Here is a 12,938-nt window from a genome sequence, read left to right as displayed (position 1 = left end):
CTCGACGACCGCCACAGACGGCCCCACATGCACCAGCAGTCACAACCGCCGCGCGTGAAGGCCCCCTTCCCTCGGCTGAGCCGAGGGAAGGGGGCCTTCACGCGCGGCACAGCCGTAAGGCGAGGGCCTACCGGTGCCAGTAGGACTCGATGATCTGCCACCGCTGGTAGTTGTGCCGCGCGTCCGCGAGCGCGTCGTGCTGGTCGTCCGGGGCCGCCGGGAGCTTCGGCTTGCCCGCGTCCTCCCAGCGTTGCCGCAGGTCACGGGTGAAGCGCGGCAGCTGACGCGGCAGGGCGGGCATCGGACCCCACAGCTGCGCCAGCGCGACGTGGTCGTAGGCGGCGAACCAGGCCCACAGTTCGATGCCGCCGGGTGGCTTGCCGAAGAACTCGAGCAGATCCGTGCGGATCTTCTCGCGGCTGCGCCACGCCGGGTCGGCGGGTGACGGGAGTTTCGGGAGCACGTTGTCGCGGACCCAGGGGCCGGCCTTGCCGGGGTCGAAATCGGTCGAGACCGCGTAGAACTCGCGGCCTCTTTCGTCCACGACACCGATCGACACCAGATCGATGGTCACGCCGTCCTCAATGAATTCGGTGTCGTAGAAAAAGCGCACCGGAGAACCCTAGTGGGCTCTCAGCCGACCTTGGTGTCCGGGATACGGGCGACGTCGTGGGCGGACGGCTGCGAGGGCACCTTCGGGCGGATCCCGGCCTCTTCGGCGGCGAGCAGTTCCTTCGCCTTGGCGGCGTAGATGTCGACGTACTCCTGGCCGGAGAGCTCCATGAGCGCGTACATGATCTCGTCGGTGATGGACCGCTCGATGAAGCGGTCACCGGCGAGACCCTCGTAGCGGGAGAAGTCGAGCGGCTTGCCGAAGCGGATCTCGAGGCGGCGCGGCCACCACATCTTCGAGCCGATCGGATTGACCTTGTCGGTGCCGATCATGACGACCGGGACGACGACGCCGCCGGAGTCGAGCGCGATCCGCGCGACACCGGTCTTGCCCTTGTACAGGCGGCCGTCCGGGGAGCGGGTGCCTTCGGGGTAGATGCCGAGGAGGTGTCCTTCGCGGACCAGCCGGGTCGCGGTGTCGAGCGCGGCCTGCGCCGCGTTGCCGCCGGAGCGGTCGATCGGGAACTGGCCGACGCCGGTGAAGAACCACTTCTTCAGCAGGCCCTTGAAGCCCTTTTCGGTGAAGTATTCCGATTTGGCCGGGAAGGTCACCTTGCGCTTGACGCGCAGCGGCATGAAGAAGGAGTCGGCCACCGCGAGATGGTTGCCCGCGAGGATCGCGCCGCCGGTCTCGGGGATGTTCTCCGCACCGACCACCTTGGTGGGCCACAGCGCCTTGAGCAGTGGCCCGATAAACACGTGTTTCATGAGCCAGTACAGCACTGCGAAAACTCCTCCTAGCAGCTCAACCCCCGCGCCCGATGGTCAAGACTACGAATCGCGCACCTCAGGCACAACGAAGTCCACCCGGTTACCCGTACCCAGCGACGGATCTCACACCCGGTCCGGCCCGATTCCGGCACCGGCCGGGGGCCCACAAGCCGCTCCGCTCGTGCGAACATAGGAGACCTACCCAGCTCTCACGGAAGGCGATCGCATGGCCGTCCTCGCCGGCGCGGAACCGTTCGCTCACACCGGTTCGACCGAAGCAGGGTTCCTGCTGTGCCACGGCTTCACCGGCACTCCCGCGAGTATGCGGCCCTGGGGCGATCATCTGGCGGAGGCCGGTTACACCGTGCGCTGCCCGCTCCTGCCAGGGCACGGGACCCGGTGGCAGGACATGAACCGGACAGGCTGGGAAGACTGGTACGGCGCGGTCCGCGAAGAGCTGCTGGCTCTCTTCGCGACCTGCGACTCGGTGTTCGTCGCCGGGTTGTCGATGGGCGGGACGCTGACCCTGCGGCTGGCCGAGGAGTTCGGCGACCGGATCGCCGGGATCGTGCTCGTGAACCCCTCGATCATGACGCTGCGGTGGGACGCCAAACTGCTGCCCGTGCTGTCGAGGGTCCTGCCCTCGGTACCCGGCGTGGCCAACGACATCGCGAAGCCGGGCGAAACCGAACTCGCCTACTCCCGGACGCCCGTGCGCGCCGCGGCGAGCCTCGCCCAGCTGTGGCGGGTGACGCGGGCGGACCTCGCCAAGATCACCCAGCCCGTGCTCCTGCTCCACTCGGCCGTCGATCACATCGTGGAGCCGGTCAACGCCCAGGTGATCCTCGACGGGATCCGCAGCGAGGACGTCACCGAGGTGGTGCTGGAGAACAGCTTCCACGTCGCCACCCAAGACCACGACGCGGGCCTGATCTTCACGCGTACGGTGGACTTCGCCCGGTCCGTGCGCCGGGCGGGACAGGTGGACGCCGGATGAGCAGAGGCAAGGACGGGCCGGAGGACGTCGACGCGACGTTCGCCGAGATCGTGGCCGACCTCCGTGCGGAGGGCGTCGGCCTCTTCCCCGAAGACGACCTGGAGAAACCCGCCGAGAAGACCAAGGAGAAGCCGGCGGAGAAGACGCCCCGGCCCGATTCTTCGGAGGCGGAGCCCGAACCGGGCTGGCGGGGTGGTGGCACCAGCTGGGACAAGACCCTCTTCGAGGACGATCCGGCCGGGCCGGGTGACGACGAGGGGCATTTCATGCCGCCCGAGCCGCCTCCCCTGCCGCGTCCGCGCAAGGGCGCCTTCGTCGTCCTGCTGTTCTTCGTGCTCGGCCTGCTGCTCCTGATCGCGCCCAACCTGATCGGCATGGGCACGCGGCTCGGTACCCCGCTCGGCATCCTCGCCCTCGCGACCGCGATCGCCCTGCTCCTGCTGCGGGTTCGCCAGGGGCCGCCGCCCGGCGCCGATCCGCACAACGGCGCGCAGGTCTGAGCTGTCGGACAATTCCGATCATGAAGATCGACTTCAGTCCCTCGCGCCGGTCGACGGTCGGCGCGGAATGGGAACTCGCCCTCGTCGACCGGCGGACCGGTGAGCTCTCGTCGGTCGCGGAGCAGGTGCTCGACGCCGTCCGTCCCGACGGCGCGGAAGAGCATCCCAAGATCAAGCAGGAGCTGCTGCTCAACACCATCGAGGTGATCAGCGGGATCTGCGACACGATCGCCGAGGTCAAGGCCGATCTGAACACCTCACTCGACGTCGTGCATTCAGTGCTCGACCCGCTGGGTGTGGAGCTGTTCTCGGCCGGGTCGCATCCGTTCTCGACGTGGTACCAGCAGAAGGTCACCGACAAGGAGCGGTACGCCAAGCTCATCGACCGGACCCAGTGGTGGGGACGGCAGATGCTGATCTACGGCGTCCACGTGCACGTCGGCGTCGAGCACCGCGACAAGGTCCTGCCGATCCTGGACGCGCTGCTCAACTACGCGCCGCACCTGCAAGCGCTTTCGGCCTCGTCGCCGTACTGGGGAGCGGAGGACACCGGGTACGCCTCGAACCGCGCGCTGATGTTCCAGCAACTGCCGACGGCCGGGCTGCCGTTCCAGTTCCGGAAGTGGACCGAGCTGGAGAGCTACGTCGACGACATGTTCACCACGGGCGTGATCGACCACTTCTCCGAGATCCGCTGGGACATCCGGCCCGCGCCGCATTTCGGGACGATCGAGATGCGCGTATGCGACGGGCTCCCGACGCTGGAGGAGGTCGGCGCGATCGCGGCGCTGACGCAATGTCTCGTGGAGGATTTCAACACCCGCCTCGACGACGGCGAGATCCTGCCGACGCTGCCGCCGTGGCACGTCCAGGAGAACAAGTGGCGCGCGGCCCGCTACGGCGTCGACGCGATCGTCATCCTCGACGCCGCGGGCAACGAGCGGCTCGTCACCGACGACACCCTCGACCTGCTGGACCGGCTCGAACCGGTGGCCCGGCGCCTGGACTGCGTCGACGAACTCCGATCGGTGGAGACGATCCTGCGTTATGGGCCCAGCTACGTGCGTCAGCGCGCGGTGGCGAAGCGGTCCAACGGCAGTCTTCGCGCCGTCGTCGCTTCGCTCATCGCGGAGATGCGCGAAGGCACGATCCCGCGCCCCTGACGCGTCGCGTTCAGCCCGCTAAACGCGATCGAGGTGACCCAGCAGGGTGCCGGGGCCGAGGGTGGAAGCGCCCAGGGCCTCGACGCGGGAGCGGAGTTCGCGATCGGCGGTCACCACGACCACGTGGTCGTCCGGGCCTTCGGCGCGGGCGGAGCGGGCCACGGCGACGATCCGGGAGTCCCCGTCCGCCTCGGCGTCGACGACCTCGACACCGGGCACGGCCGCGACTCCGCGGGCCTTGCCCTCGACGACCAGGACGATCTTCGGCCACCACGTCCACTCCCCGCCGCCGGGCAGCGCGGCATCGGTGAAACCGGTCTCGGCCAGCGTCGCGAGCTTGTCCCGCAACCGTTCGGCCGCGCCGCGCCGGTCGCGCCACCAGCCGTCCGGCCGTGACCCGACGACGTTCGCGCCGTCGACCACCAGTACCAGCCTGCGATCCAAGTGTTCCCTCAATCCCGGCCAGGCCACCGCGAAGTCGCGATGCAGACGGAAATCCGCGACCTCCGCCGCGCGGACCCAGCGCAGTTCCGCGCTCTCCGCGTTCTTCACCCTGGCCGAGAGCCTGCCGATCGGCGCGGCCAGGATCGTGGTGTAGCGCCAGTTCCCGTGGTCGACGTGCGACGCCGCCAGCGCGCGGACCCCGGCGGGCGGGATGTCGGCCTCCTCGTGCGCCTCACGGGTGGCGGCTTCGTGCGCGCTCTCCCCCGCCTCGAGCGCGCCCCCTGGCAACGCCCACGTGCGACCGTGATGCACCCACCAGGCCCGCCGCTGCAGAAGGACACCGCGGCCGGGATCGGACAACAGCAACCCGGCGGCACCGTTCAGTCCCCAGTGAAGATGCCCGAAATCGCACTTCACGAAGCCGTTGCCATCGTGGCGGGTCACGGTTTCAGCCTGTCACACCGACCTCGGCGCCGAGCGCCTTCGCCGCGTCGACGGCCAGCGCGGCCGCGCCGACGATGGCGGTGTCGTCCCCGTGGTGCGCGGTGCGGATGCGGGCCAGCGGCCGGTGCCCGGCGCCGGTGATCTTGCCCGCGTAATGTTCCCGCGCCTCGTCGAGGAACAACGGGGCCGATTCGGACACCCCGCCGCCGATCACGATGATTTCGGGATCGAAGACGTCGGCGACCAGCGCCAGCCCCTCGGCCAGCCACTTCGCCAGCTCGGTCATCGCGCGCTGGGCGATCGGGTCGCCGTCGCGGGCGGCTCCGGCGACGCGGCGCCCGGTCACCGAGCCGGGGTCGCCCCTGGTCTCGCGCGCCAGCACGGTCGAGCGGCCGGGATGCCGCGCGAGCAGTTCCACCGCCGTCGCGGCCAGTGCCGTCCCGCTGCAGTACCGCTCCCAGCAGCCGTACTTCCCGCACGGGCAGGCCCGCCCGCCGGGAACGACCGTCAGATGCCCGAGTTCCGGGGCGACGCCGTGCGCGCCCCGGTAGATCTTGCCGTCGAGCAGCAGACCAGCGCCGATCCCGGTGCCGAGCGCGATCAGCGCGGCCACGTGGGCACCGCGAGCGGCGCCGAAGCGGTACTCACCGATCGCGGCGGCGTTCGCGTCATGCTCCAGGGTGACCGGGAGCCCGACCCGCTTCTCGATCCGCTCGGCGACCGGCGCGGCGCGCCACGACAGATGCGGCGCGAACATCACCGTCCGCCGGTCCTTGGCGACGAATCCGGCGACCGCGAGCCCGACGCCGGAGACGTCGTGCCGGTTGCGGAGGTCTTCCACGACCCCCGCGATCGCGTCTTCGAGCGCGTTCTCCTCGCCGGGCGTGCCGACCCTGGCGGTGTCCATCAGCGAGCCGTGCTCGTCCACCACGCCGGCGCGCACACTCGTGCCCCCGACGTCCACCCCTACCGTCAGCACTCAGTTCTCCTGGTCCGGCTGCCAAGCGTCGCGCCTGGTCACGGCGATGTGCTGGACCCGCGAAGCTCCCACCGGCACATCTTCGGCCACGGGCTCCTTCCGCGCAGGTTGGAACCCCGGCATATGCACCCCGCCCTCGGGCTCCCAGCGGTCGGCGAGCACCGCGCGCAGCAACGCGACGAGCTGCGCGGCCTGCTCCATCAACCGCGCCACGAACTCGGGCCGTCCGCCGCGGAAGACCTCGACGATCGCGCAGAGCGGGCACCAGCCGTCCGGCTCGTGTTCCGCGCAGCCGTGCCCGGCGGAGATGACGTCCTCCAGCCACGGCGCGGCGTGCTCGACGACCAGTTCGATCAGTAGCCGGATCTCCTCGATCAGGCTCAGATGCGCCGTTCCGGTGTCCTGACTGTTCTCGCTCACCCGGGTCCCCGGTTCCCGGCCAGGCTCACGACCAGGCCGTGCGCGTCGGATTCCGCACCGGTGATCCGGCACGGGCGCAACATCTCCGGCAGCGCGATCAGCCGCCGGAAACCGTCCACGGTGACGGCGAGATCATCGTCCACTCTGGCCAGGTCCACTTCGGAATCCCGGTGCAACGGCACCGCGATCCGCAACTGGTATCCACTGTCCGATTCGGACACCTGAAGCAACGGGGTGACACCCTTTCCGTTTCCTGACAACGGATCCAGGCCTTGGTAGAGCTCGTACGCGATTTCCTGCAGGGCTTCCAGGCCGACCGGTTCGACGGCGCGATGTTCGACCGGCTTCACCTCGTCCGGCCCGAATCCGGCGTCGGCGAGTTCGGCGAGGACGGCGTTCTGCTGCGTGCGGCGGGTCCGCATCCACGAGGCCGCGGCACCACGCCAGAAACCGGGGGCGGGCATCAGCCGGTTGACGATCAGGCCGTCGACCAGAATCCCGCGCAGGGCCAGGGAACTGAGCGTGCGGCGAGCCTCGGCGACGACCACGCGTTCGGGGGTCAGCACCAGCCGCACGGTGGTGGTGGCCGGATCGGTGAGCAGCGTCCGCAGCGATTCCAGATGCGCGCCGAGCCGCCGCACCGCGGCCGCCGTCCGTCGCGCGCCGGGTTTGAACACCCTCGTCAGATACCCGGAAACCGCTTCCGGCAAAGCGAGCAGCCGCAGGGTTTCCGCGGTCGGCCCGCAGTCGACCACGACGGTCTCCCATGGACCGTGCTCGGCGAGGCGCTGGACTTCGGTGAGGGCGAGGAGTTCGTCGACGCCGGGCACCACGGTCAGCTCTTCGGCGTCGAGCGAATCGAGCCCGGCACCCGCGAGCGCGGTCTGCAGTTCCTGCCGGAGTTCGCGCCAGGTGCTGTCGACGAGGCCGCGGGAATCGATCTGGGCCGCGTGCAGGAGAGTGTCCACTTCGGACGGTTCGGCGCCGAGCGGGCGGCCGAAGGCGTCGCCGAGGGAATGCGCGGGATCGGTCGAGACCACGAGCGTCTTCCTGCCCCGCCCGGCCAGCGCGGCGGCCGTCGCCGCGGCCAGCGTGGTCTTGCCGACACCCCCCTTGCCGGTGAACAGGAGGATCCGCATGCCTACCCTTCGACTCAGGATGCTTCAGCGCGCTTCTTGAGCTCCTTGAGCGCGGTGTCCATGACCATCTTCTCGGCCTTGCGGCGCAGCAGCCCGATCATCGGCAGCGCCAGCTCGACGGACAGCGTATACGTCACCTTGGTGCGCCCGGCGCCCAGCGCTTCGAGGGCGTAGCGGCCGTTCTGGGCCTTCTGCATCTGGCCCTTGACCAGGTGCCAGCTGACCCCGTTGCCGTCGGCGTCCCAGTCGTACTCGAGGGTGTAGACGTCCTTGATCGGCCCGGCGTCGAGGGTGAGTTTCACCTGCTTGGCGCGGCCCTTGTCGTCTTCGCCGAGCACCTCGGTCTCCCGGACGGCCTTGGCCCATTCCGGGTACGCGGGAAAGTCGGCGATGACGGCCATGACCCGCTCGGGCTCGGCGTCGACCTCGATGGATTGCGTGGACTGCTCGGCCATGTCACAAACTCTAGCCGGGACCGCCGGTCACCAGCGCAGCACGTACGGCTGTGCCGTCTCTTTGAAGTGACCGACGTTACGGCATTCGGTCCTGCCGAGCCTCGTCCGCGCCGTCAGCGGCTGGTGGACGTGCCCGAACACCGACCACCGCGGCCGCTGGTCGCGGATGAGGTCCACCAGCGCCGCCGACCCGATCTCGGGCCGCCGCGCGATCACGTCGTAGGTCAGTTCCGGGACGGCGGGCGGGATGTGCGTGCACAGGACGTCGACGTCCTCCAGCGCGCCGACCGCGACGTCGTACTCCTCACGCGTGCGCAGGTACGGCCGCCAGAAGCCGTTGCGGCGCGGGACCACGTTCGGCGGGAGCAGCGCGCCACCGACGAATCCGAAGCGCAGGCCGCCGACCTCGGCGACCTCGCCGTCGAGCACCTGGATGCCGTCGCCGGCGAACTCGGGCCACAGCGACGGGTCGTCGACGTTGCCGGGGGTGGCGTAGGTCGGCGCGGTGAGGGCGCCGAACAGGATGGCGTACTGGTCGACGATGGCCTCGCCGACGGCGGCGGCGGGATCGGCCAAAGTGGCCCACAACGAGCGCGAGAAGGCAACGGTCTCGTCACGGGTGCCCTCGCGCCGCAGCCGCGCGAACTCGCCGACCTTCTCGGCGCCGAACAGCGCGCCCATGATGCCCTTGTCGTGCTCGCGGTAGTCGACGAAGTCCAGCAGGTCGCCCAGCACGATCAGCGCGTCGGCGCCGTCACCGGCGCGTTTGAGCGCGTCGGCGTTGCCGTGCACGTCCGACACCACGTGAACCCGCATGCTCTCCCCTACTCGCTCCGGGGACCGACCCCGGGTTCGCGCCCGTCCTCCAGGACCTCCTTGAGCCCGAGCGCGATCGCCTTGGCGGCACGGGCCCGGCGATCGAACTCGCGGCGCAGTTCCCGCGGTGCCAGGCCGAGCGGCTCCCCGCCGGGACCGGCGGGGGTGGCGCGCAGGAAGTAGTGCAGCAAGGTGCCGTCGAGCACCGGCTCGAGCCACACCTCCATCGTACCGATCAAGGCACCGCGCACCGTCCAGCGCAATCCCTCGTCGCCGCGGTCGGTGTAGACCTCGAGAACGAGGTCCGGCCAATAACGTGACCAAGATCGCGGATCGGCGAAGGCGGCGGCCACGGTGGAGGGCGGGACCACGAGGAAGGTCTCGTCGACGATGTCGAGAGCTGGCGGCGCCTGGTTCACGAACGGCAGAATGTCATGCCCTCGGTATGGCCGATTCGTCAGCATGGTCTTAAGGTGCACGGCACGCTAAGTTGACTGGCGGGTAACACCGGTCACACCACTTGCACGCGAACACGGAGGTTCCTCGTGCGCGAATACAGCGCCCCCGCCGCCCATCCGGTGACCGACGACGAGAACCTCGCGGACGTCGTCTGGGCGAACGCCGAGAGGTTCTCCGATGTCGTGAGTTTCCGCCGCCAGGTCGACGGTACCTGGTTGGACATCACCGCGAAGGACTTCGCCGCCCAGGTTCTCGCCGTGGCCAAGGGAATGGCACAGGCGGGCATCGCACCGGGCGACCGGGTCGGGCTCATGTCCAAGACCCGGTACGAATGGACGCTGATCGACTTCGCGATCTGGGCCGCAGGCGCGGTCACCGTCCCGATCTACGACACCTCCTCGGCCGAGCAGGTCCACTGGATCCTTTCGGACTCGCAGGCGAAGGGCGTGTTCGTCGAGACCGACGAGCACCTCGCGACGCTGGAATCGGTCAAGGGCCGCCTCGACTCGCTCCAGCACACCTGGCAGATCGAGGCCGCCGACGCGCCCGCCGTCGACCACCTCACCGCGCGGGGCGCCGAGCTGAGCGACGACGACCTGCACGAGCGCCGCCGTTCGGTGAAGGCGAGCGACCTCGCCACGATCGTGTACACCTCGGGGACGACCGGCCGTCCCAAGGGTGTCGAGCTGACCCACCGGAACCTGCTGGCCGAGATCCGCGCCGACATCGCCGCCTTCCCGCAGCTGATGGAGCAGGGCAACTCGCTGCTGGTGTTCCTGCCGCTGGCGCACGTCCTCGCCCGCGCCATCGCGGTGACCGCGCTCAGCGCGCGGGTGACCCTCGGGCACACCTCCGACGTCAAGAACCTCGTCGCCGACCTCGGCACCTTCCGGCCGACGTTCGTAGTCGCCGTGCCGCGCGTGTTCGAGAAGGTCTACAACAGCGCGAAGCAGAAGGCGCACGGCGACGGCAAGGGCAAGATCTTCGACGCCGCCGAAGCCACCGCCGTCGCCTACAGCCAGGCGCAGGACACCGGCGGGGCCGGGCTGGGCCTGAAGGTCAAGCACGCGCTGTTCGACAAGCTCGTCTTCAGCAAGCTGCGCGCGGCACTGGGCGGCCGGTGCGTCGCGGCGGTGTCCGGCGGCGCCCCGCTGGGCACGCGGCTGGCGCACTTCTTCCGCGGCATCGGTGTCCCGGTGTTCGAGGGGTACGGCTTGACCGAGACCTCCGCGGCGGCCTGCGTCGGCACCCAGGACGGCTTCCGGGTCGGCACCGTGGGACGGCCGGTCGCCGGCACCTCGGTGCGGATCGCCGACGACGGCGAGATCCTGCTGAAGGGTGACGTCGTGTTCGGCGGCTACTTCAACAACCCCGAGGCGACCGCCGAAGCGCTGGAGGACGGCTGGTTCCACACCGGCGACCTCGGCGAACTCGACCGCGACGGATTCTTGAAGATCACCGGGCGCAAGAAGGAGATCATCGTGACCGCGGGCGGCAAGAACGTCGCCCCGTCCGGACTCGAGGACACCATCAAGGCCAGCCCGCTGGTCAGCCAGGCGATGGTGGTCGGCGACCAGCGGCCGTTCATCGGCGCGCTGATCACCATCGACGAGGAGTACTTCCCGTCGTGGAAGTCGCAGCACGGCAAGCCTTCCGACGCCACCGTGTCCGATCTGGCCGATGACGCCGAACTGCGCGCCGAGATCCAGCAGGCCGTCGATCAGGCCAACAGCGCGGTGTCGCAGGCCGAGGCGATCAAGAAGTTCACGATCCTGTCGAAGGACTTCACCGAGGCGGGCGGCGAGATCACGCCGAGCCTCAAACTGAAGCGCAACATCGTGAACAAGAACTACGCGAACGACATCGAAGCCCTCTACAAGAAGTAGCTCGCCGGGAGGTGAAGGGCGCTTTCCCCGCATGCCATGCGGGGAAAGCGCCCTTCACCGCGTGTAATGCGGGGAAAGCGTCCTTCACGGACCCGCCACTTCGCGGGCATGCTCACCGGAAGTCTCAGGCTTGAAGCACAGGATGGCCCCGCTACCAGTTCTGGTAGGTGCCCGTCTCCGGTCCGTTCGCGTTCGCGTCCTTCACGAGACCCCGGAATCCGGCGCCGCCCTTGTTGCAAAGCGACTGCGTGTTCACCGAAACGCCGGTGGCGTTGGCACGCTGCACATCCTCACCGATGACCAGGCCGCCGCTGACCACCCGCAAGATCACCTCGTCACCGTTGCGCATGCTCTTGCCCTGCGCGTGGATGCACCCGTTGTCGTTGTTGCGCCACAGGTACACCTGCCGACCGAACGAGCTCGCGTAGCCCACCTGCGTGTAGGACGCCGCCTGCGCGGCGGGCGCGCTCACCACGGCCAGCCCCGCCACCGCGAAGGTGGCGAGCAGAAGCGCGCGAATCTTGTTTGCCATCATCAACCCCCAGGTTGTTTTGCTCGATTCCAGGCGGACCGTACTAACGATCATGAAGCGCCACCCACGGAATACGAAGCATGTGACGGACGTCACCCGACGATCGACTCGTCCCACTCGATGTGGTGCCGGTACAGCCAATTCCGTCCCTCGTCGGAATTCGTCCCCGACGACAGCGCGGCGCTGCTGGCCACCAGCTTCTCCACCCGCGCCCGCCGCAGTCGCTCGTAAGCCGCGAAAGCCGTTGGCGCGTCGGGAAGATCGCGCAGGCACTGCGCCAGCACGACACTGTCCTCCAGTGCCATCGACGCACCCTGCCCCGCGGCCGGTGAAGCCGCGTGCGCCGCGTCGCCGACGAGCACCATCGACGCGGTGGACCACACCGGTGTCGACGGGACGTCGTAGGAATGGCCGCCGAACACGTCGTCCCCCGTCGACCGGATGATTTCCGCGGCAGGCAACGGTTCCCCGTCGAAGGCGGCGAAAGCCGTCGAGCGCCATTCGGCCGCCGACAGTCCTGTTCGGACACCTTCGGCCGCGGGCAGCCGCGCGAACCAGTACGTCGAGCCGTCGGGAGCGCTGGTGTAGCCGAAGAAGGCGTGCAGGCTCTGGATCATCCGGTAGACGGACGGCGCTTGCGGGACGCTCGTGTCGGTCGTGTAGCCGTAGACGACGTCAAGGCCCGTCGAGCGCGGAGGCGGGCAGTCCGGGTCGATGATCGTCCGGACGACCGAGCGCAGGCCGTCGGCGCCGATCAGGATGTCGCCCTCGGCGGTGGACCCGTCCTCGAACCGGGCGACCCCCGGGGAGGCGGAAACCAGCCGTTTCCCGCGCTCGACGGTGATCCCGCGCGAGATCGCCTCCTCCTGCAGCGTGCGATAGAGCGACGCCCGCGTCATCGTGCGTGGCCCGGCGAGGCCGTCGATGTCGTAGGAACGCCTGTCGACGGTGCGCCCGTCCGGCGTCACGAGTTCCAGCCCGACCGCGCCGAAGGAGTTGTCGATCACCGGTCCGTCGGCGCCGATCGCGCGCAGGGCGTCCATGCCGTTGTGCATGATCGTCAGGAACGCGCCCGCGTCCTCGCCGCCCGACGGGTACGCCTCGTGAACGCTCGCGTCGATGCCGGCCCGCCGCAACGCCATCGCGGTCACCGTGCCCGAGATACCGCCGCCGATGATCACAGCCTTCACCGCGAACCCCCTCGTCGGGGGGGGGGGACCGCCCCGGTGCGGGGGAACCGGGCCCCCCGGCCGGGGGGAGACGGCGGCCCGGGGGCGGCGGTGGGCGGGGGGCCCCGGGGGGGGGTGGCAGGGGCCCGTGT

General features: G+C 69.6%; 15 protein-coding genes. 4 read left to right on the top strand and 11 right to left on the bottom strand.

Annotation, left to right across the window (positions count from 1 at the left end; all coding sequences use genetic code 11):
* Positions 1 to 127: 127 nt before the first annotated feature.
* Entirely contained in the window at positions 128 to 613 is a 486-nt protein-coding gene (locus tag ACZ5ZX_RS24965; RefSeq protein WP_061984256.1) for a polyadenylate-specific 3'-exoribonuclease AS, read from the bottom strand.
* Between the two features lie 20 nt (positions 614 to 633).
* Entirely contained in the window at positions 634 to 1,395 is a 762-nt protein-coding gene (locus ACZ5ZX_RS24960; RefSeq protein ID WP_465504392.1) for a lysophospholipid acyltransferase family protein, read from the bottom strand.
* A gap of 214 nt (positions 1,396 to 1,609) precedes the next feature.
* On the opposite strand from ACZ5ZX_RS24960, the gene ACZ5ZX_RS24955 reads away from it, so the two are divergent.
* Genes ACZ5ZX_RS24955 through ACZ5ZX_RS24945 form a run of 3 tightly spaced genes read left to right on the top strand, consistent with a single transcriptional unit; the run spans position 1,610 to position 4,043 of the window.
* Positions 1,610 to 2,380, top strand: a complete 771-nt coding sequence (locus tag ACZ5ZX_RS24955; RefSeq protein WP_465504391.1) for an alpha/beta hydrolase — start codon at positions 1,610 to 1,612, stop codon at positions 2,378 to 2,380.
* Complete coding sequence (locus tag ACZ5ZX_RS24950) at positions 2,377 to 2,880, top strand: hypothetical protein (RefSeq protein WP_465504390.1); 504 nt, start codon at positions 2,377 to 2,379, stop codon at positions 2,878 to 2,880. Before ACZ5ZX_RS24955 ends, ACZ5ZX_RS24950 begins: the two co-directional genes overlap by 4 nt.
* Positions 2,881 to 2,900: 20 nt before the next feature.
* Positions 2,901 to 4,043 (top strand): glutamate--cysteine ligase, encoded by a 1,143-nt coding sequence (locus ACZ5ZX_RS24945; protein WP_465504389.1) that lies wholly within the window; start codon positions 2,901 to 2,903, stop codon positions 4,041 to 4,043.
* An 18-nt stretch (positions 4,044 to 4,061) separates the two neighbouring features.
* On the opposite strand, the gene ACZ5ZX_RS24940 is transcribed toward ACZ5ZX_RS24945, so the two are convergent.
* The 7 genes from ACZ5ZX_RS24940 to ACZ5ZX_RS24910 are packed head-to-tail and all read right to left on the bottom strand — an operon-like array spanning position 4,062 to position 9,159.
* Positions 4,062 to 4,931: an NUDIX domain-containing protein gene (locus ACZ5ZX_RS24940; protein WP_465504388.1), complete on the bottom strand. Its 870-nt coding sequence runs from the start codon at positions 4,929 to 4,931 to the stop codon at positions 4,062 to 4,064.
* A gap of 4 nt (positions 4,932 to 4,935) precedes the next feature.
* Entirely contained in the window at positions 4,936 to 5,895 is a 960-nt protein-coding gene (locus tag ACZ5ZX_RS24935) for an ROK family protein (protein WP_465504460.1), read from the bottom strand.
* Between the two features lie 15 nt (positions 5,896 to 5,910).
* Entirely contained in the window at positions 5,911 to 6,330 is a 420-nt protein-coding gene (locus ACZ5ZX_RS24930; RefSeq protein ID WP_465504387.1) for a hypothetical protein, read from the bottom strand.
* Positions 6,327 to 7,469 (bottom strand): ArsA family ATPase, encoded by a 1,143-nt coding sequence (locus ACZ5ZX_RS24925; RefSeq protein WP_465504386.1) that lies wholly within the window; start codon positions 7,467 to 7,469, stop codon positions 6,327 to 6,329. Before ACZ5ZX_RS24925 ends, ACZ5ZX_RS24930 begins: the two co-directional genes overlap by 4 nt.
* Before the next feature lie 14 nt (positions 7,470 to 7,483).
* Positions 7,484 to 7,924, bottom strand: a complete 441-nt coding sequence (locus ACZ5ZX_RS24920; protein WP_465504385.1) for an SRPBCC family protein — start codon at positions 7,922 to 7,924, stop codon at positions 7,484 to 7,486.
* A gap of 27 nt (positions 7,925 to 7,951) precedes the next feature.
* Positions 7,952 to 8,740 carry a metallophosphoesterase family protein gene (locus ACZ5ZX_RS24915; protein WP_465504384.1) on the bottom strand — a complete coding sequence of 263 codons (789 nt, stop codon included), beginning with the start codon at positions 8,738 to 8,740 and terminating at the stop codon, positions 7,952 to 7,954.
* Positions 8,741 to 8,748: 8 nt separating this feature from the next.
* On the bottom strand, positions 8,749 to 9,159 hold the full coding sequence (locus ACZ5ZX_RS24910) for a polyketide cyclase / dehydrase and lipid transport (RefSeq protein WP_465504383.1): 411 nt from the start codon (positions 9,157 to 9,159) through the stop codon (positions 8,749 to 8,751).
* Between the two features lie 126 nt (positions 9,160 to 9,285).
* Between ACZ5ZX_RS24910 and ACZ5ZX_RS24905 the strand changes: the two genes are divergently transcribed.
* Positions 9,286 to 11,085: an AMP-dependent synthetase/ligase gene (locus tag ACZ5ZX_RS24905; protein ID WP_465504382.1), complete on the top strand. Its 1,800-nt coding sequence runs from the start codon at positions 9,286 to 9,288 to the stop codon at positions 11,083 to 11,085.
* Between the two features lie 151 nt (positions 11,086 to 11,236).
* On the opposite strand, the gene ACZ5ZX_RS24900 is transcribed toward ACZ5ZX_RS24905, so the two are convergent.
* Positions 11,237 to 11,620: a hypothetical protein gene (locus tag ACZ5ZX_RS24900; RefSeq protein ID WP_465504381.1), complete on the bottom strand. Its 384-nt coding sequence runs from the start codon at positions 11,618 to 11,620 to the stop codon at positions 11,237 to 11,239.
* 89 nt (positions 11,621 to 11,709) lie between these two features.
* A complete protein-coding gene (locus ACZ5ZX_RS24895; protein ID WP_465504380.1) occupies positions 11,710 to 12,807 on the bottom strand; it encodes an FAD-dependent oxidoreductase in 1,098 nt (365 codons plus the stop codon).
* Between the last annotated feature and the right edge of the window lie 131 nt (positions 12,808 to 12,938).

The sequence above is a fragment of the Amycolatopsis sp. NPDC033938 genome, from assembly GCF_055575975.1.
The sequence above is the reverse complement of the archived record's forward strand: the minus strand, read 5'-3'. Positions and strand labels throughout refer to the sequence as shown.